Here is a 19699-nt window from a genome sequence, read left to right as displayed (position 1 = left end):
GCATCCGATCTCGCTTGCGCTCAAGTGACCGGGCAGGGCTTGGCATTCCAGATTTCGTTGGCATATTCTGCAATGGTGCGGTCGCTTGAAAACTGCCCCGAACTGGCAATGTTGAGGATCGCTTTTCCTGTCCATTCGTCTGGTCGACGGAAGAGCATTTGAAGGCGTTGGTCAGCATCGAGGTAGGGACCCAAATCCGCCAGATGGCAATATGTGTCGCCGCCCGCCAGCAGGACGTTGCGCATGGCGTTCACGACCTCCGGCTCGTGCCGGCAGAAGTGGCCAGAAAGGATCAAGTCGAGAACCGCTCGGGTTTCGGCCTCGTTCTCGTAATGCCACCACGGACTATACCAGCCGCGACTGCCGGCGACCTGCTCCGCTGTCAGGCCGAACAGGAAGAAATTCTCTTCGCCTGCCGCTTCCGCCATTTCGATCGTCGCGCCATCTCGCGTGCCGATGGTCAGCGCGCCGTTCATCATGAACTTCATGTTGCTCGTCCCGCTGGCTTCATAGCCTGCGGTCGAGATCTGGTTGGACACATCGCTCGCCGGGATCAGACGTTCGGCCAGCGAGACGTTGTAGTCCGGCAGGAAAACCACCTTCAGCCGACCGCGTATCTCGGGGTCGCCATCGATCGTCGCGGCGACATTGTTGAGAAACTTGATGATCAGCTTGGCGACGTGATAGGCCGGCGCAGCCTTGCCGGAAAACAGGAACGTGCGAGGCTGGATATCGAGGTTCGGATTCGACTTCAGCCTGTTGTAGAGTGCAACGATCCGAAGTCCGTTTAGCAACTGTCGCTTGTATTCATGGATACGTTTCACCTGACTGTCGAAGATGCTGTCGGGATCGATCGCGATGCCGGCACTCGCCTCCAGCCAGTCGCGGAAGCGCAATTTGGCTTCCCGCCTGGCGCCGCGGACGGACGTCACGAAGCTCGTGTCGCTGGCAAGCGGCATCAGCCTGCGCAGTTCCGAGGCATGGGTGATCCAGCTGTCCCCGATAGCTTCGGTGATGCAACGTGCCAGTCGCGGATTTGCGAGCAGGAGCCACCTGCGCGGTGTAATTCCATTCGTCTTGTTGTTGAACCTCTCCGGGAAGAGTTCGGCCAAATCCCTGACTGTGACGTCGCGCAACAGCCGGGAATGAATGGCGGCCACGCCGTTCGTGCTATGCGAGCCTGCGATCGCGAGATTGGCCATGTGCACCAGCCGTCCGCCTTCCGGCTCGACGATGCCGACCCTAGCAGCGCGACCGTCATCACCAGGCCAGCGGGCCGAAGCCGCCTGCCTGAGATTGCGATCGATCTCGAGGATGATCTCGAGGTGGCGCGGCAGCAGCAGTTCGAACCAGCGCATCGGCCACGTCTCCAGCGCTTCGGGAAGGAGAGTATGGTTCGTATATGCAAGGGTCCGCCTTGTGATGTCCCATGCAGCCTCCCACTCCAAAGCCGCCTCATCGAGCAGGATGCGCATCAGTTCGGCAACAGCAAGGCTCGGATGCGTGTCGTTCAGCTGGATCGCCACCTTGTCGGGCAGGCTGTGCCAGTCCGGGTTACCGCTCCTAAAGCGTCGGATCAGATCCCCAACGGAACATGCTACGAGAAAATATTCCTGGACGAAACGCAGGCCGCGACCTTCCGCCGTCGAGTCGTCGGGATAAAGGACGCGTGTCACGGTTTCCGCCGTAAGCCGTTCCGCCAGCGCGTCGACGAAGTCGCCTCCGCTGAACTCCTGGAAATCGAAATTATCGGGGGTTGCCGACGCCCAGAGCCGCAAGGTGTTGATTGTCTTTCCACCATACCCGACGATCGGTCTGTCGTATGGCATGCCGATCAAGCTCGACGGAATGCCTTCTATCGCGCGCAGGCTGCCTCCGCGAATTTCGAAAGAGCATCCAAGCCTGATCTCGACCGCTTCACCCGGACGGGCAACTTCCCAGGGATCGGGCCGTCGGAGCCAGTTGTCGGGCTGCTCTCGTTGCCAGCCATCGACGATCGACTGTTTGAACATGCCATACTCGTAGCGCAGGCCGTAACCCATCGCGGGCAATTGCATCGTCGCCATCGAATCCAGGAAACATACCGCAAGCCGGCCCAATCCCCCGTTGCCAAGTCCGGCGTCCGGCTCTTCCTGCAGGATGGCTGATTTATCGAGCTGATGCCGGCTGAAGAGCTTGGCGGCGACCGGATCGAGCTGAACATTGACGATGTTGTTGCTCAACGAACGACCGATCAGGAACTCCATGGAAAGATAATAGACGCGTTTCGGGTTTTCGCGCCGATATGTGGCGTCTGTTCGTTGCCACTGATCAGAAAGAAGGTCGCGCACGGAACGCGCCAGCGCTTCGTAGCGCTCTCGATTTCCGACCTCCGATGGCGGCATAACGTTGTCGAACAGCAGGTGGCCTTCGAAAAGCGAGTCCGGATAAGCGGCTGGCTGGATCGATTCGCGATCACGTTCCGACGAGCGACCGCGCGGGGTAGCAGGCTGCGCGCGATCGGCCCGAATTGCTGCGCCCTCGTTGGCCATGCTAGGAGACCTCCCGCCAGGAACTCAGCCTCGTCACGGCGAGCCTCGCCCATCGTTTCAAGCTGCCGCGTGATGCGGTCAGATGTCAGCAGTCACGACGGCTGTGAGAAGTGTTCAACGACCCCTCGTACACCGCGGACGTTCTCGGCCACGACGCAAGCTGCCCTTCTGCATTCGTCTGTCGTCACGTCACCCCAGAGATGCACAATGCCATCTGAAACGGTGACTTTCAGATCGAATCCCTCCAGACCCGTATTCTCGCCCAATCGGACAGAAATGCTGCGACGGATAGCATCGTCTCCCGCGGCAATTTCGTCCAGGTCGGCCATGACGATGGCCTTCAGCAAGTCCGCGCGGCTGACAATGCCGATGAGTTCGCCGTTCCTTGTTATCGGAACTCGCTTGATGCCATGCTCTTGCATAAGTTTGGAAATGTGAGCGAGCGAGGTGTCCTCGTCGATCGTGATCGGATTGCGGCTCATTGCGTCGCCGATTTTCCAGGAAGAGCGTCTGATGAACGCGCTTGCCCTATCCTCCGCCGGCAGCGCACTGTCGGCAAGGGAGGCGATGGCCTCGCTTCCAAGCTCCGTCCTTCGGATCAGGTCACCTTCGCTGACGATACCGACGAGAAGTCCACTACCGTCGATCACGGGTAGGCCGCTGACATGGTTTATCAACATTATCTCGGCTGCATGCCGGACACTGTTTTCCGGCGAAACGCTGACGATTGTAGTCGTCATCACATCTTTTGCCTGCATCTCGGTTTCAACTCCAGAATGTCCCAAGCGTCAACCAGCTGTTTGTCAGAGTAAACCCCTCGCGCGTTTTAGACAACTGGAATACATCACCATTGGTCAGCTCGCGGTGTCGAGCGAACCGACGGCCAGCCTCAAGCACGCACATTCCCATTGCCTTGAAGACGCCCAAGGGGCCGCCACATATGCGGGCTTTCAACAGCGACATAGACCGTCAGTTCACGATAGCCGTTTCGACAAAATCGCAAGCTCATCACCTACCTGACACACTGCGATGCTAGTCTTGGACAGAATGGATGCAATGTAGGAGTACAGTGTCTGACTGAAGGGTTGAACAGCCCCGGCTGTTCTGATAGGTATTCTGCTGCACTGCAGCGTAAATCGACACACCCAACTTGCATGCGAATGAGATCGCCTAACGCAACTCCGTTTCCAAGGAGGTCGCCGAATGAGTGCTTCTCCTGTTCCGCAGTCTGCCAGCCTCAAGCTGTCTGAAATCATCAAGTCATCGCCAGCAGTCGAATACCTGGTCGATGCCAGCCAGCGCACCGTTCTGTACTGGGATGTGATGCACCAACGAGGCAACCAGTACCGCGAACACATCGCCAGTTCCGCGCCGCACGTGCTCTCTTTCACCCCTGAGATAGTGATGGACGGCCGCACGCTCGAGCGACCTGTCAATTACGGACTTGTGCGGATCGTGCCGCCCGACGACGTCACAATCGATGAGGGGCTCAGGCCTTTCGTGGTGGTCGACCCACGTGCAGGCCACGGACCCGGAATCGGCGGCTTTAAGGCTGACAGCGAAATCGGTGTCGCGCTCAAGGCCGGCCATCCCTGCTATTTCATCGGTTTCCTGCCCGAGCCGGTACCTGGCCAAACCATCGAGGACATCTGCCTCGCCGAAGCGATATTCCTCGAAAAGGTCATCGCATTGCATCCCAGGGCGGATGCCAAGCCTTGCGTCGTCGGCAACTGTCAGGCCGGCTGGGCGGTCATGATCCTGGCGGCACTGCGCCCGGAACTTTTCGGCTCCGTCATCATTGCAGGTGCGCCGCTCTCCTATTGGGCAGGCGTACATGGCAAATATCCCATGCGCTACAGCGGTGGCCTGCTCGGCGGTAGCTGGCTGACTGCACTAACCGGCGATCTCGGCAGCGGCAAGTTTGACGGCGCGTGGCTGGTCCAGAACTTCGAGAACCAGAACCCCGCCAATACGCTGTGGACGAAGCAATACAACCTCTATTCCAAGATCGACACCGAAGCGCCGCGCTACCTCGACTTCGAGCAATGGTGGGGCGGTCACGTCAACCTGAACGCCGAGGAAATCCAGTTCATTGTCGATGAGTTGTTCATCGGCAACAACCTTGCGGCCGGGCGGATCAAGACCTCGGCCGGCCAGACGATAGACCTGCGCAATATCCGATCGCCCATCGTGGTGTTCTGCTCTCAGGGGGACAATATTACTCCGCCGCAGCAGGCGCTCGACTGGATTCTCGATCTCTATGACGACGTCGATGAAATCCGCTCTCATGGCCAGACGATCGTCTACACTATCCACGAAACGATCGGCCATCTCGGCATCTTCGTGTCGGCGGGCGTCGCGCGCAAGGAGCACGGCGAGTTCTCAAGCAATATCGACCTGATCGACGCGCTGCCGCCCGGACTCTACGAGGCGATTTTCGAACCACGAACCGCCGATACTGCCAACAGCGATCTCGTTACCGGCGAATGGATCATGTGCTGCGAGGCACGGACCCTGGACGACATCCGGGCGCTTGGCGGCAACGACAGCGCTGATGAAAGACGCTTCGCCACGGCGGCGCGCGTTTCCGAGATAAACCTCGCACTCTATCGGACCTTCATGCAACCGTGGGTCAAGACCATGATGCCGGAAGCTTTCGCCGAGCGCTTGCGTGCGATGCATCCGCTGCGACTGCAATACGAGTTGTTCTCCAACGCCAACCCATTCATGATGCTCATGGACGATGCGGCCGAAGTTACTCGCGAAGATCGGGTGCCTGTCGCCAAGGACAATCCCTTCCTTCAATTCGAGCAGTTCATGTCGAAGCAGATCGTCGCCGGGCTCGATACGTGGCGGCAACTCACCGAAACGGCCGCCGAACAGGCGTTCCTGTCCGTCTACGGCTCGCCCCTGCTGCAGGCGGCGCTTGGTATCGATCCCGCCGACGACAGCCCGCGACGCCGAGCCGGAAAGACCGGGTTGCACCAGCAGGTCCTTGCCGAACATGTTGCCGAACTGAAGTCGCGCATATCCAAGGGCGGGTTCCTGGAATGCCTGGCGCGCGGCCTGATCTATGTCGGCATGGTCCGCGGCGGCGTGGACGAGAGGGGCTTTGCTGCCATCAAGCGGTTGCGCAATTCCCAGGAGGGCGCATCGTCAATGACGCTGGCAGGGTTCAAGGAGCTCATTCGCGAACAGTTCCTTATGCTGCTGATTGACGAGGAAGCCAGCCTTGCCGCCATTCCCAGCCTGTTGCCGGACGATATGGAAGCGCGACAGAAGGGCTTGGCTGCTTTGCGTGAAGTGCTCACTGCCCCTGGCGAATTGCCGCCCGAAGGTGAAGAGCGCTGGCAGCGCCTGCAGGCCCTTTTCGGAGCAGATCAGGCTGAGGGATCGCAAGAGACAACGGCGCCAGCCAAGGCAAGGCTGGTCAGGGCCGGCAGGCACTGATTTCTTGTTCGTCCCGAACTATGCAGCCGCCGAAATGGTGTTCGAGGCCGCAGACGTAACGGGTGTGTCAAATCACGAGGAGCATTGCGGATGTCCGTTCCCGAAGCATCCTATCCAACGAATCTGCACCGGAAGTATGATGCGCTGATCGCTCGCGCCGCAGAAGTCCCTACGGCAAGGATGATCTTAGTTCATCCCTGCGACGAGACATCGCTGCGCGGAGCCGTCGAAGCTGCCGAAGCCGGCCTCATTGTCCCTGTATTCGTAGGGCCAACGCACAAAATAAAGGCCGTCGCCGATGCCCACGGGCTCGACATCTCCAAATTCGAATGCATCGACACCCCGCACAGCGATGCGGCTGCAGCCAAGGCCGTGGAACTCATTCGGGAAGCCAAGGGCGAACTGCTGATGAAGGGCAGCCTTCATACCGACGAATTGATGCGGGCCGTCACGTCCTCAACGACGGGTCTGCGCACCTCGCGCCGGATCAGCCACGTCTTTGTCATGGATGTTCCGACCTATCCGGATCCGCTCTTCATCACCGATGCCGCCATCAACATTGCCCCCGATCTCGATGTGAAGCGCGACATCATCCAGAATGCCATAGACCTCTTTATCCAGATAGGGCTGGGCACACCGCGCGTCGCGATCCTCTCGGCCGTCGAGACAGTAACGTTGAAGATACCCTCCACCATCGATGCCGCTGCACTCTGCAAGATGGCCGAGCGCGGTCAGATTACCGGAGGAATCCTGGAAGGACCGCTCGCCTTCGACAATGCCATCGATCCCGAAGCGGCGAAAATCAAGGGCATCAACTCGCCGGTTGCCGGCCATGCCCAGATCCTCGTCGTGCCCAATCTCGAGGCGGGCAACATGCTGGCGAAGAACCTGACCTTCCTCGCAAGGGCAGATGCCGCCGGCATTGTGCTGGGTGCGCGCGTGCCGATCGTGCTGACATCGCGCGCCGATTCCGTCCGCACGCGGCTTGCTTCCTGTGCGATCGCTGTGCTGATGGCAGATGCGCGCCGTGCATCGGCCCTGACAAAAGTGTAGCGCCATGGACGCAATTCTGGTCATCAACGCGGGGTCGTCCAGCCTCAAGTTCGAGCTTTTCGCAATCGAGGGCGATCTCAAAAGACTGGCGAAGGGACAGATGGAGGGGATCGGCACCTCACCGCGTCTTCGCGCCAAGGACTATGCCGGAAACACGATGATCGACGAGGCCTTTTCCTCGTCCGAAGTGGTCGATTTGATGGCTGCCACGAGGAAGGTGGGTGGCTGGCTGCGTGAAAAGCTGTCCGGTAATCTGGTCGCGGTCGGCCACCGGGTCGTCCATGGAGGCCCTGACTATTTCAAGCCGGTGCGGGTCGACGAAAAGGTGCTGGCCGACCTTGAACGCTTCATCCCGTTGGCGCCGCTGCACCAGCCGAGCAACCTGGCTCCCATCCGCACCTTCCTCGAACGGATGCCACAAATTCCGCAGATCGCCTGTTTCGATACGGCCTTCCATCGCGGCCATAGTGCCGTGGCGGATCACTATGCCATCCCCGCACACTATTTCGCCGAAGGCGTGCGGCGATATGGTTTTCATGGGCTTTCCTATGAATATATCGCAGGTTGCCTGCCCGAGGTCGCGCCGGAGATCGCCGCCGGGCGGGTGATCGTCGCCCATCTGGGAAGCGGGGCCTCGATGTGCGCATTGCGCGATGGCCGGAGCATCGAAAGCACCTTCGGCTTTACGGCGCTCGACGGGCTGCCGATGGGTACTCGATGTGGCCAGATCGACCCCGGCGTGGTGCTCTACCTGCTCAACGAAAGAGGAATGACCGCTCAGCAGGTCCAGGACATGCTCTACAAGGAATCCGGCCTGAAGGGCCTTTCGGGTGTCAGCAACGACGTGCGCGACCTGCTCGAAAGTTCAGATCCGCGCGCGAAATTCGCGCTCGATCATTTCGTCTATCGCATCGGCCTGTATGCGGGGCAGTTGGCGGCAGCCCTCGGAGGTCTGGATGCCTTCGTATTCACCGCGGGGATCGGCGAAAACTCCCCTGTGATGCGCTCCCGGATTGCCGAGACACTGGCTTGGCTGGGCGTTCGGGTCGATGCTGATGCAAATGCGGCCGGAAAAACGCTTCTGTCTCCGCCTGCCAGCAAGCCGCTGCTGTTCGTCATTCCCACCGACGAGGAACTGATGATCGCGCGGCATACGAAGGAGATCATTCGCATCTAGGACAGAAAGTAGCATGAGCTGCGACCGACGCCTGCCGGCGAACACGTCCGCGGCCAATATCAGGGGAGTGCCACGCCAATGATACCGGACGTGAAAGCAAAGCTGCTCGAAGGAAAGAAGGGGCTCGTCGTCGGCATCGCCAACGACCAGTCGATCGCCTGGGGCTGCGCCAGGGCCTTCCGGGCCTTGGGCGCCGAACTCGCGGTAACCTATCTCAATGACAAGGCACGCCCGCATGTGGAGCCGCTGGCGGAGGTGCTCGAAGCGGCGATCGTCCTGCCGCTTGACATGGCTGTTCCCGGCCAGTTGGAAGCCGTCTTCGAGAGGATTGGCGAAGAATGGGGCGAGCTCGATTTTCTCGTCCATTCCATCGCTTTTTCGCCAAGAGACACGCTCCAAGGCCGCGTGGTGGATGTGCCCCGCGACGGGTTCCTGACCACCATGGACATTTCATGCTGGTCCTTCATCCGCATGGCGCACCTCGCCGAACCGCTGATGAAGCGCGGCGGTACGCTCTTCACGATGACCTATTATGGCAGCCAGATGGTGGTGAAGAACTACAATGTCATGGGCCTTGCCAAGGCGGCACTCGAAAGCGCGGTCCGCTACATCGCCGCCGAACTTGGACCCAAGGGTATCCGGGTGCATGCCATTTCGCCGGGACCTCTAGCGACGCGCGCTGCGTCCGGCATACCCGAGTTCGATGAACTCCTTCACAAGGCGCAGGAGACCGCACCGACGCGCAGCCTCGTGAGTATCGACGACGTCGGCATGGCCGTCGCCTTCCTGGCGCATGACGCCGCGCGCCTCATCACTGGCGAAACGCTGTACATCGATGGCGGCTATCACATTATCGATTGAGGTGGCGACTGACCGGTTTTCCTCGCCGCGATACTGCAGACGGCAACGCGTGTATCGGATGGTGCGACGCACGGCGGTCTAGCCTTTGCGGCTGCCGACATTGTGAAGGTCAAAGATCTCAGCCAGTAGACAAGGTGTGCTTATCCGTCGATTGGTCCGCCCGAGCTTGCAGCGCAAGGCATGCAATTGGCAGCTAAGAGCAAACCGCGTCTTGGCTGGCGCGCTATTTAAATCACGGCGGCGTGGATACCGCCGCGCGTGCATAAGGCCGGAACACCAATGGCACGGTTTCGACTGTGGCGCGCCGCCCCTTTCCGCGCTCAAAATGGCTTCCCCTTGGCGACTCGTTCAGGCAAAATCAACCTAGCTGACAGTCCGATGAAATTGGCGCCTTCCAGCGCAACGGAGGATCGCAATGACCAGGTATGACGCAGATATGCAGAGAATCTCACGGCGCAACAAGCTGGTTGGCATGTGGGCAGCCGAAAAGCTGGGGCTCGCCGGCGAAAACGCCAATGCCTACTCCAGCGACCTCGGTAAGCTCGACTTCGAACGCAATGACATACTCGCCATCATTCGCAAGGACTTCGATGCCGCGGGTGTCGTTGAAACCGACGACCAGATCATGAAAGTGGTGAACCAGGCGTGGCTGGCGGCCGGACGACAGACAAACAGCGCCGATGCGAGTGACGTCGCGCTGGTGCAAATAGTGCGCAACCTAAGGTCGCCGTGACCGCTTTTGGTAGTTGGAGCTTCGAGCATGGATAGTTCCACTACGGCGCTTCCCGAAATTGTAAGTATCATCGAAACGGCACTGACCCCTGTCTTTCTCTTGGCGGGCACCGCAGCGGTTCTCAATGTGGTTTCGATTTGTCTAGCCAGGGTTTCGGATCGCGCCAACGATATCGCCGACCTTGTACTTTACGGTGAAGATGCGAATGAGGCACGGCGAGAGCAACTCCGCTATCTGCGGCGCCGCACGCTGGCGCTTGAAGCTTCCGTCATACTTGCAACCCGTCTGCCGTATTCACCTGCCTGTCGACGCTGGGCCTGCTGGCCGGTGCAGTACGGGAAGACTATCACAGCTCTGTTCTGGTTTTTCGGCTGCGCACTGGTTGCCTTCACACCGTCGTTCTTCGCCTTCATCTACGTTGGTGAAGCGGTTCCAATGCTATTGCCGGCAGCTTCACAAAGCACATGCCTACTTCTTGCGCAAAAGCGGCCGGCCCCCAATTGAGAGTGGGGCGAGTGGAAATCGGCGAGATCCCAAGCTTCAGCGAAAAATGCGTTGCACCTTCGACCAGACACTCGCAATCGTTCCTGACGATGGATCTGTGCCGTCGGCCATCAGGTAGTGAGCAGGCACCCCGCGGCTTTCCGTTTCATACAGCCGGGGCGAAACCTCGCCAACAAGGTTTACAAAAAGCCTGCTATGCGGGCTCGGTTGGCGCACGGTCACTCCGTGGATAGAGTCTAAGGTATTGATGAACAGCACGAGCAAATTTTTGTCATATTTAATCGTCTGAAAGACATCCAGGTATTTGTCATCCACGTAATTGCCGTCGAATTTCCACGCTCTGTCGCCAGGAGCGATCGATTGCTTGAACTTTCCGATTGTTAGATCACCGCCTACAGCATCGTAGGTTTCGGGTCGCATGTAAAACAGCCCCGAGAAAAGCTTGTTTCCTCGATCCAAGTGGCTGCTGCGCACGGAAGACGCTGTCGTGACGGGCGTATTCCCACTGATCATGGCATCCATCAGGATGTCTCGGTCATCGAAATCATGCTGCTTGCGAACCCCCGCCTTGTAGTGCGTCAGGGTCTCGCGGGTGGGGTATCGTTCTGGATACCATTTGCTTATCGCTGCATAAAAGAGACCGGCAATCTCGTCAAAAAAATCCTGCGACGCGTGATATGCGATGAACTGTCGCCAGATTTCAGGAAGAGCCGGGTTGTCTTTGACCTTGTGTGCCGGATAATCCCATCTTTTATTGTTTTGGTCTGTCGAAATACTCATGAGATCAGGCGACGGGTAGGACCGAGCCAGCTCATTGTAAAGATCCTCGGGTAGTGCATTGGGGATAACCAAGTAGGGATAGGGATCAAGACGCACCTGATGGGACTGGGCATTTTGTAGAACTGACAATCTGTTGGGCATTGAGTGCAAGCTCCGTCTCAGACGAAAGGAGATTTCATTTGGTATTCACAAGGCGAAAAAGGTCGTGTGTCAACAGTGGCGTTATCGGCGCAGTTCGAATCGAGGGTCTGTGCTCAGCAATGCCCGAACGAAATCCTCTTCCCGATCGAACGCATGTGGGGCAGCCTCTTTTGTTTGATGAGAGGATGAGGATTTGCTCTCATAAAAATCAAAGCCATACAGGGCTATGGATCGGCAGGCTGATTTACGAAGCAGGTCGATTGCTACCAGCCCGGTCGATGGTCGCTCCACGGATGCAGCCGAGGCAAGCGCCTTCATCTCGCTGACTGGGTGAACATAGAGGTTCTCAACAGATGCCGTTTCAGCCGGGATTTTTCGGCGAAAAGGTGATAGCCACAAAAGTCGTTTGGCCCCCAATTCGTTGAGGCGCCGTTGGTCTAAAGGGACCCCGACGGCAGCCCAGTCTGTCCTATATCCATGTGATCGGCGACTTACGATGGGTGCTCGATTAAGACGGATCACCAGGTCGTGTGAATCGATCTCACGACCATATGAGGAATCCCCAAGCGATCTCGCGTTGCCGACCAAAGCGACGGATTTGTCACGCAGATCTTCCAATAACCTTTTTTGGCTTACTGTGCGTCCCGAGGCGACCCGCGCAAACAAAGAAATTCGCAGGAAAAGGCGTTCGAACTCCGTCCCCGATACAGAGCTCTCCGACAGGGATTTGAGACATTCTGAACTGACTGGAAAGTTTGTAACCACCACATCACTGTCTCTTTTTTGAAATGTCTGCAGAAAACTCGTTTTCTCAAAATATGTGCGAAATATATTCGACCACCAATCCGCCGATTGAACAGTCTTGTGAAGATTTTCGCCGCTTGGCAAAACAATGTCAGAATAATATGTTGAAACGACAATGAAACATTTGGCTTTTGATGCCACTAATCTAGACAAAAGATCTCGTGTCTCACTTTCGCTAAGCTGGGGGAGAAGATCCGTGATATTTAAGAACTCGTTGCTCTTAATATCTTCTTGGGCGGCTTGCGCAGACAGGAATTGACTGGCCGCGTTTGTTTGAAAACCAGCGTATGCGGCGACAATCGCTGCGGCTTTTTGATAATAGGCCTGCCTGTTCATATCAGCACCAAATCCCGACTGAGTACGTAACCTTCAGCTGTGGTTTACCTGCGCAAGTCGAAAGAGTCCACGCGCGTTGAGCATTCCGATGAGCCTCACCGGCGTATTAAATACTACTCGACTCCAACACCTTTTTGAAGCCGACGGACCTCACCAAACGCCTAGCGACGGCGGCCGTAGGTGTCATCCGCCCGTGTGGTCGCGGTCAACTTAAGAGGGCCTGTGAGATGGTTCCGCAAACCCAGCCGCGATCGATCAGACATTGATCGACATGCTCGCCAGAGCGCATATTGCGCTCAGTGCCCTCACCAGTGCATCAAACCGCGGCATCGCCGATGTCGCACAATCGATGGGCATGGATGCATCCGATCTCAGCCGTATACTTCCCCTCGCCCTCCTCTCACCCAAGTTCACCGAGGCGATCCTCACCGGACGCCAGCCGGCCGATCTGACACTCCGCAAACTGACACGTAGCATCGAACTGCCCATCGACTGGTCGAGCCAGGACGGACTGCTCGCTCGCTGATTCAACAGTAGCTCTAACGCAATCGACATCCTCTGGGGCTGGCCCGTGCGCCGGCCTCATGTCTTCCGCTGTAGATTTCAGGAGTGGCCGGATTACAGGGCGACTAGCTCAATCCCACCGGCTTGGCAAAAACAACGGGTCGCACAAGTGGGTCGACAGAGACCGTCTCTGTATTTCTGGCTATCTTGGCGCGAAAGCGAGACGAATTCGACGTCTCTCGCGAAGAAAGACCACGCAAGCCACCGAAATCGTTAAGCTATTTTAGGAAACACCAAAGTCACCAAATTCCTGGAGACTGATTGGTGGTGGAGGCAGTCCTGCGAGCACTGGTCTCCACTGCGCCAATTCTCGGCCTGAGAAACAGGGAATTTCACCGCGCCTACTGGCGAAATGATATTTTCCATGGTAATATCAGTATGTTAGGTTAAGACAACCAACGCAGCAGTAGGGAACTCTTGTCGACACAACAGGGAATTTTGTTGCCGTTATGTGGGATTGGATTGTCATTAGATGGGATCGGACTGTCGTTACGCGGGATTCGATTGCCGTTAAGTGCGATGCGACTACCATCTTCTGGGATCGCCTTGCCGTTGTACAGGAAGGCATTACCGCTAACCGGGACGCGATTGCGCTTAAACAAGATCGCATTGTTGTTATGTGGGAGGCCCCTTCACGGGGAAGACCACGGGCTAAGTGATCGCAAATGCGGTCCGCCTGCAGACCGGCACCTGGCGGTCCGGTGCCTATCTTCAGGATGCGGATCGCTGCCCGGTCAGCTTGCGGCACAAATTAGCTCTGGCGGCGATTAATTCAAGTTGTACCGAACGACGCCTCACCTGAACTAAGTGGGCGGACCACCGGAGGTCCGCCCTGGGCTGCAGCCTACGGAGGGCCTGCCGGCGGCCACGTCTGCAGCTCCTTGACCATCAAGGGGGTACGCCACTCTCCCCGTAACGGTAGCCTGCTGCTAGGGCAGGACTCATCCAACCGGACCGGCGATTTCCCGGTTGTCATGACGACCGGGTGCGGTGTTAGAGGGTGTCGGAGGAGAATTCAACCCTCATAGAGGGAGCAATATCAGCACATCTCGCTATGACGGCATTTACACTAGCTGCTTCTGGATGCCGCCCTGTGAACAACGTGACGTACTGCTCGCGAGCAACGTGCCCGAGTTGCCGGACCGCCTACGAGTACACAGCACGCTGCTGGTTTGCGGGCTCCCCACTTGGATGAGGTGGGCGGACCACCGGCGGTCCGCCCTGGGCTGCAGCCTAACGACGTCCTGCCGGTGGCCTCGTCTGCAGCTCCTTGACCATCAAGGGGGTACGCCACTCTCCCCGTAACGGTAGCCTGCTGCCAGGGCACCCAACCGGACCGGCGATTTCCCGATTGTCATGACGGCCATGTCAGGTGTTAGAGGGTGTCGAAGCAGAGCTCAACCCTCATAGAGGGAATAATGGAAACAATTCTCGCTATGAGAGTATTCGACTTAGCCGCGTCTGAACGCGGTCTTGTGAACAGCGTCGCTTGTCCCTCGAACGCAATGCTACCCCACCTGCCGGATCTGTGTCCCCCGGGAGCACGCCTGCGCATCGCTACCAGCGTGCGGTCAGCGATCTCCATAAAAGTTGTGTTCCAACGCCCTCGCCAAGAGGAAAATTTGCAAAAGCGTGCTCAACCCGTTGATAAACCTAACTTAAAGTTATCCACAACCTTTATTGCAGACCTGATTTCGAGATAATTCAATTTAAAATTGTAAAAATCCTTAAAAGGCTCTTTGAAGCGGTCTTGAAGGGTGTTTGAAGCCCTCTTAAAGGCGTATCGCGCCAATCAACTGAATAGCCCCGAGTTTCATAGACGCCCTCGGGTTACGTTTTCTGCTGCTTTTCGAACTCGACGGGCGACAGCATCCCGTTTCTGACATGTTTGCGCTTCGGGTTGTAGAACATCTCGATGTAATCGAACACATCCTGCCTGGCTTCGTCTCTTGAGCGGTAGACCTTTCGGCGTATCCGCTCTCGCTTCAACAGATTGAAGAAACTCTCAGCCACGGCGTTATCGTGGCAGTTCCCTCTTCGGCTCATCGAGTGAACCAGATTGTGATGCTTTAAGAACGCTGCCCAGTCCATGCTAGTGAATTGTGATCCCTGATCGGAGTGGACTAGAACCTTTTCCTTTGGCTTTCGCCGCCAAACAGCCATCAGCAACGCCTGCAACACGACGTCCGTCGTCTGTCGGCTCTGCATCGACCAGCCGATGACTCGGCGGGAATACAGGTCGATCACCACCGCCAGATAGGCGAAACCCTCGCAGGTCCGGATGTAAGTGATGTCCGTGACCCAGGCTTTGTCCGGAGCCTCAACGTCGAATTGCCGATCCAACGTATTGTCGATGACAACGGAAGGCCTGCCACCATAGATGCCGGGGCGGCGTTTGTAGCCGATCTGAGCTTTTATCCCGGCAATCCGTGTCAGGCGGGCAACCCGGTTCGGACAGCATGTCTCACCGTGATCGAGCAGGTCGTCGTGAAGCTTGCGGTAGCCGTAGACCTTGTCACTTTCCACCCAGGCCTTCCGAAGCAGATCAATTTGTCGCTTGTCTTCGCAGGCACGCTTGCTCAATGGCGTCTGGAGCCAAGCGTAGAAGCCGCTGGGATGGATAAGCAAGAGGCGGCACATCATCCGCACCGAAAATCGTTGTTGATGCTGGGCAACGAACGCGTACTTCACTTTACATCCTTGGCGAAATACGCGGCCGCTTTTTTTAGGATGTCGCGCTCCTCGGTCATTCGAGCCAGCTCCTTCTTGAGCCGCCTGATCTCCTCGGTCTGATCGTTGCCCTGGCTGCCAGCCGCCGAGGAAAACTTCTTCTTCCACTCATAGAGAGTAAGCGTCCGGTGAACCTGCCTTTGAGAATTCCGCCGAACACCTGAAGTTACGTCACTAATTCCGTCATTAGCGACGTCATCAAGGATGAACTATGGGCCGTATTGAGATTTTGACGGGTATCGAGCGTCGGCGTGACTGGTCTGATGACGACAAGCTGTCGATATTGGAAGAGGCTGCCGTTGCAGGTGCAAGGATCGTCGATGTCGCCCGTCGGCACGATATCCATCCTCAGCAGATTTACACCTGGCGCAGGAAGTTCGCGGCCACCCGGACCAACTCGGTGGTTTCGTTCCTGCCTGTCGCACTGATCGCGTCGGAGCCGACCAGTGAAGCGGAGCGGCCGAATCCAGCGGACAAGCCTGCTGCTGCGAAGAGGTCGGCACGGCCATCGCGCATTGAGATCGGCTGCAAGGGCGGCCGTGTATTGAGAGTCGAGGCTGATATTGCACCTGACATGCTGAAGGCGCTGATCCGCTCGGTGGAAGAGGCATGATCACGCCAGGCGCAAATGCCCGGGTCTATCTCGCCTGCGGCGTGACCGATATGCGCACGGGCATCAATGGCCTGATGGCGCTGGTGCAGTCGTCTCTGCGCCAAAAGCCTGCGTCCGGTTCGGTGTTCGCGTTCCGTGGACGTCGGGGTGACCGCATCAAGCTGTTGTTCTGGGATGGTCAGGGCTTCTGCCTCTATTACAAAGTGCTGGAGAAGGGGCGCTTTCCCTGGCCATCGGCAACCGATGGAACGGCACGACTGACGGCGGCGCAATTGGCGATGCTATGGGAAGGTATTGACTGGCGACGACCAGCCTGGACCTCTGCACCGACACGCGTTGCTTGAGATAAAGCGCAATATTTACAGAGACATATATGGCGATTTTGGGTCAAATCAGCTATAAATCCGACCATGGAACAGAGCCATTCCAACCTGCCGGATGACGTGGAAGCGCTGCGAGCCATCATCGCAGCGCAGGCTCTGCAACTGGCCAAACGCGATAGCCTGATCGACAAACTGAAGGCGCAACTCGCCGTTCTCAAACGGGCACGGTTCGGAGCATCCTCGGAGAAGATCGAGCGGGCCATCGAGCAACTCGAACTGGCACTGGAAGATATCGAGACGGCGGAGGCGGAGATAACGCTACCGCTGTCCGCGTCGAATACTGGCACGGCAAAAGCCAAACCGAGCCGCCAGCCATTGCCCGATCATCTGCCGCGTCATGATGTCGTCCACCAGGCGGCCTGCTCATGCCCGGTCTGTGGTGGCTCCGACTTCATTCGCAGCGGCGAGACCGTCAGTGAAGTGCTGGACTATGTCCCGGCCTCTTTCCGCGTGGTGCGCCATGTCCAGCCCCGCTTTACCTGCAAGGGCTGTGACACGCAGGTCAAGGCCGTGATGCCATCACTGCCCATCGAACGCGGCAAGCCGGGATCGGGTCTCGTTGCCCATGTGCTGGTTGCCAAATATTGTGATCACCTGCCGCTCTATCGTCAGTCGGAGATTTATGCACGGGAAGGCGTCGATCTTTCCCGTTCGACCATGGCCGACTGGATCGGCAAGGCCAGCCGTCTGCTGGAGCCGCTACTTGCAAAGCTCAGAGGGCATGTGTTCGCAGGCCATCGTCTTCACGGCGATGACACACCAGTTCCGGTGCTGGAGCCTGGGAAGGGCAATACCAAAACAGGGCGATTATGGACCTATGTTCGAGACGGCCGCCCCTGGGGCGACAAGACGCCGCCTGCAGCCTGCTACTTCTTCAGTTCGGATCGCAAAGGCCAGCATCCCAAGGAGCATCTGGCCACATTCTCCGGTGTTCTGCATGCCGATGGCTATGCAGGCTTTCGTGATCTCTACGAACCACGCAAGCCCGGTGAAGCGCCGACCATTCTGGAAGCGTCGTGTTGGGCGCACGCAAGACGCAAGTTCTTCGATCTGACCACGTCCAATCCGGCACCGATTGCCGAGGAAGCCTTACGTCGGATCGGCGAACTCTACGATATCGAGAAGGCCATTCGCGGCGAGCCGCCGGACGTGCGGAAAGCTGCACGGCAGCAAAGCAGCAAGCCCAGGATCGAAGCTCTGCGGTTATGGCTGGACGACAATCTCAAACGCCTGCCGCACAAATTCGGGACGGCAGAGGCGATCCGCTACGCGCTTTCCCGCTGGGCATCGCTCTGCCGCTTCCTCGACGACGGCAGCATCGAGATCGACAACAATGCCGCCGAACGGGCGATCCGGCCAATTGCGCTCGGCAGGAAGAATTGGTTGTTCGCTGGATCAGACAAAGGTGGTGAACGCGCTGCGGCGATCCTGTCGCTGATCGAAACTGCAAAGCTAAACGGCATCGACCCAGAAGCCTACCTTCGGGACGTCCTCACCAGAATTGCCGATCATCCAATCAACAAGGTCGGCGAACTACTGCCGTGGAACATGCTCCGTGCCGGTGGCGACAATCAAACGAACGAGCTTTTTCATAAAGATGTAGCGATTGTTTGAACGTCACGGCAACACGCCTTCGATTAGGATGACGTCTTCCAAGGTAGGCGTGAGCGGCAGAAATGTTGATATTACTTTATGTATTGGCCGGAATTGCCATGACTATTACCATGGGATGGCAGGCGCATAAGCAGCTTTATACCAACAGCTACTCCTGGAAAGGCTTTGCCTTTGTGGCCCTCGCTTGGTCGGCAATGACACTTCCATTTATCGTGTCGGCATGCGACGAGTCTACCTGCCGATGGAGCCTGAAATTTGGCTGGTGGGCCAATCTGATTCAACAAGTGCCATTTTTTGATAAATTTGATCCCGGCACGACGGTCACGGTGGTGATGCTCGCCTATGTAGTCCTGACGATCTACTTTCTTGGCCATTGCCTTGGATGGGCGCTGTATGGAACGAGAAGAATTCTTCGGCTTGCAGCGTAGCAGTCATCTTCCGGTGCCAATTGCACTTCACCGGACGCTTACCATAGAGAGAAGTAAGCGCGAATTTCTCCGCACCTTCTGCAATTGAGTACTCTGATGCATGAGGTGTCCACCAAAATAGGTGGACACCACGTGATGGAAGAAGATGATCGGAAACTGCAGGTGAGGCTTGTCGGCCGCAACGGCCGACGTCGCTTTGAGCCCGCATCAAAGGACCGCCTTGTCGCGGCCTGTCTTGAGCCTGGCGTATCGGTATCGCGGCTTGCGCTCGAGCATGGGATCAATGCGAACCTTCTTCGGAAATGGATAAAGAAGCGCACGGAGACCCAGTCCCTCCCGCCGACATCATCACCGGCGTTTATCCCGGTTCTGATTGAAAGCACTCCCGATCGGGCTTCGCCTCGACAGAGCAGCATGGCTGCGATCGATTTGCCTGGGACTTGCGATGACGTGCGTGGGTCGACATCGAAAAGGGCTGCGCCTTTCTCTTTGCCCGCTAAAGTGAGTGCGTCACTGCCGAACGGCGTGAAGCTCTCGCTGGAATGCGGTGATGTGGATGCATTGACGGCGATCATTGGAGCTCTGGGTCATGTTCAGACTGGGCGCTGATCTCAAGGTCTACCTGCACCGCGAGCCCATCGACTTCCGGGCTGGCATCAACAGCCTTGCGGTCCTGGTGCAGGAGGCGATGGCGCTTGACCCGTTTGCGCCTGCGGTCTTTGCCTTTTGCAATCGCCGCCGCGACCGGATGAAGTTGTTGTTCTTCGATCGGTCCGGTTTTGTGATGGTCCTGAAGCGGCTGACCGAAGACAAGTTCCGATGGCCGCGCCGGGAGACGGCGGTGGTGGCGCTTTCGACCGAGCAGCTCCATTGGATCCTCGACGGTATCGATATCGACGCGATGGTCCGCCATCCGGTTCGGCAATACCAGATCGCCGGCTGACGGCTCTCGGCTTCTGCGGTTGACGGGGCGAAACGGTTCAGATTCAAGAATCTG

The 19699-nt window shown here is 57.7% G+C and carries 17 protein-coding genes and 1 pseudogene; 13 read left to right on the top strand and 5 right to left on the bottom strand.

What is annotated here, in order from left to right; all coding sequences use genetic code 11:
* Positions 1-20: 20 nt before the first annotated feature.
* Together ACXHRN_RS07725 and ACXHRN_RS07720 are read right to left on the bottom strand one after the other, a co-directional pair.
* Entirely contained in the window at positions 21-2531 is a 2511-nt protein-coding gene (locus ACXHRN_RS07725) for a glycogen/starch/alpha-glucan phosphorylase (RefSeq protein ID WP_488640739.1), read from the bottom strand.
* Between the two features lie 92 nt (positions 2532-2623).
* On the bottom strand, positions 2624-3289 hold the full coding sequence (locus ACXHRN_RS07720) for a CBS domain-containing protein (RefSeq protein WP_488640738.1): 666 nt from the start codon (positions 3287-3289) through the stop codon (positions 2624-2626).
* 565 nt (positions 3290-3854) lie between these two features.
* Between ACXHRN_RS07720 and ACXHRN_RS07715 the strand changes: the two genes are divergently transcribed.
* The 6 genes and pseudogenes from ACXHRN_RS07715 to ACXHRN_RS07690 all read left to right on the top strand — a co-directional run bounded on the left by ACXHRN_RS07715 (position 3855) and on the right by ACXHRN_RS07690 (position 10309).
* Positions 3855-5981, top strand: a complete 2127-nt coding sequence (locus tag ACXHRN_RS07715; RefSeq protein ID WP_488641856.1) for a DUF3141 domain-containing protein — start codon at positions 3855-3857, stop codon at positions 5979-5981.
* A 3-nt stretch (positions 5982-5984) separates the two neighbouring features.
* Positions 5985-7034 (top strand): annotated as a pseudogene (locus ACXHRN_RS07710) (phosphate acetyltransferase); the annotation flags it as partial.
* 4 nt (positions 7035-7038) lie between these two features.
* Complete coding sequence (locus ACXHRN_RS07705; protein ID WP_488640737.1) at positions 7039-8211, top strand: acetate/propionate family kinase; 1173 nt, start codon at positions 7039-7041, stop codon at positions 8209-8211.
* Between the two features lie 78 nt (positions 8212-8289).
* Positions 8290-9072, top strand: a complete 783-nt coding sequence (gene fabI, locus ACXHRN_RS07700) for an enoyl-ACP reductase FabI (RefSeq protein ID WP_488640736.1) — start codon at positions 8290-8292, stop codon at positions 9070-9072.
* A 415-nt stretch (positions 9073-9487) separates the two neighbouring features.
* On the top strand, positions 9488-9805 hold the full coding sequence (locus ACXHRN_RS07695; protein ID WP_488640735.1) for an ATPase inhibitor subunit zeta: 318 nt from the start codon (positions 9488-9490) through the stop codon (positions 9803-9805).
* 27 nt (positions 9806-9832) lie between these two features.
* The gene (locus ACXHRN_RS07690; RefSeq protein ID WP_488640734.1) at positions 9833-10309 is read left to right on the top strand and encodes a DUF2721 domain-containing protein; all 477 of its coding nucleotides are present in this window, start codon (positions 9833-9835) and stop codon (positions 10307-10309) included.
* A gap of 36 nt (positions 10310-10345) precedes the next feature.
* Here the strand turns inward: ACXHRN_RS07690 and ACXHRN_RS07685 are convergent, their stop codons facing one another.
* Positions 10346-11230: a hypothetical protein gene (locus ACXHRN_RS07685; RefSeq protein WP_488640733.1), complete on the bottom strand. Its 885-nt coding sequence runs from the start codon at positions 11228-11230 to the stop codon at positions 10346-10348.
* 81 nt (positions 11231-11311) lie between these two features.
* On the bottom strand, positions 11312-12370 hold the full coding sequence (locus tag ACXHRN_RS07680) for a glycosyltransferase family 29 protein (protein WP_488640732.1): 1059 nt from the start codon (positions 12368-12370) through the stop codon (positions 11312-11314).
* 262 nt (positions 12371-12632) lie between these two features.
* Between ACXHRN_RS07680 and ACXHRN_RS07675 the strand changes: the two genes are divergently transcribed.
* Positions 12633-12896 carry a hypothetical protein gene (locus ACXHRN_RS07675; protein ID WP_488640731.1) on the top strand — a complete coding sequence of 88 codons (264 nt, stop codon included), beginning with the start codon at positions 12633-12635 and terminating at the stop codon, positions 12894-12896.
* Between the two features lie 1868 nt (positions 12897-14764).
* Here ACXHRN_RS07675 and ACXHRN_RS07670 read toward each other — a convergent pair.
* A protein-coding gene (locus ACXHRN_RS07670) for an IS3 family transposase (protein WP_488641855.1) occupies positions 14765-15843 on the bottom strand; the annotation gives its coding sequence in 2 pieces (ribosomal slippage) (positions 14765-15648 and positions 15648-15843; 1080 coding nt in all).
* A gap of 32 nt (positions 15844-15875) precedes the next feature.
* Here ACXHRN_RS07670 and tnpA (ACXHRN_RS07665) point away from each other — a divergent pair.
* The 6 genes from tnpA (ACXHRN_RS07665) (at position 15876) to tnpB (ACXHRN_RS07640) (ending at position 19645) form a co-directional block, all read left to right on the top strand.
* On the top strand, positions 15876-16277 hold the full coding sequence (gene tnpA, locus ACXHRN_RS07665; RefSeq protein ID WP_488640730.1) for an IS66-like element accessory protein TnpA: 402 nt from the start codon (positions 15876-15878) through the stop codon (positions 16275-16277).
* The gene (gene tnpB / locus ACXHRN_RS07660; RefSeq protein WP_488640729.1) at positions 16274-16621 is read left to right on the top strand and encodes an IS66 family insertion sequence element accessory protein TnpB; all 348 of its coding nucleotides are present in this window, start codon (positions 16274-16276) and stop codon (positions 16619-16621) included. The genes tnpA (ACXHRN_RS07665) and tnpB (ACXHRN_RS07660) overlap by 4 nt, the downstream gene beginning before the upstream one ends.
* Positions 16622-16687: 66 nt before the next feature.
* Complete coding sequence (tnpC, locus tag ACXHRN_RS07655) at positions 16688-18274, top strand: IS66 family transposase (RefSeq protein ID WP_488640728.1); 1587 nt, start codon at positions 16688-16690, stop codon at positions 18272-18274.
* A gap of 98 nt (positions 18275-18372) precedes the next feature.
* Positions 18373-18702 (top strand): hypothetical protein, encoded by a 330-nt coding sequence (locus tag ACXHRN_RS07650; protein ID WP_488640727.1) that lies wholly within the window; start codon positions 18373-18375, stop codon positions 18700-18702.
* A 135-nt stretch (positions 18703-18837) separates the two neighbouring features.
* On the top strand, positions 18838-19311 hold the full coding sequence (tnpA, locus tag ACXHRN_RS07645) for an IS66-like element accessory protein TnpA (protein WP_488640726.1): 474 nt from the start codon (positions 18838-18840) through the stop codon (positions 19309-19311).
* Positions 19292-19645, top strand: coding sequence for an IS66 family insertion sequence element accessory protein TnpB (tnpB, locus tag ACXHRN_RS07640; RefSeq protein WP_488640725.1), 354 nt, complete (start codon positions 19292-19294; stop codon positions 19643-19645). Before tnpA (ACXHRN_RS07645) ends, tnpB (ACXHRN_RS07640) begins: the two co-directional genes overlap by 20 nt.
* Positions 19646-19699 lie beyond the last annotated feature (54 nt).

The sequence above is a fragment of the Shinella sp. OV683 genome (genome assembly GCF_057787725.1).
Note: the sequence above shows the minus strand (reverse complement) of the source record. Positions and strands in the feature narration are given on the sequence as shown.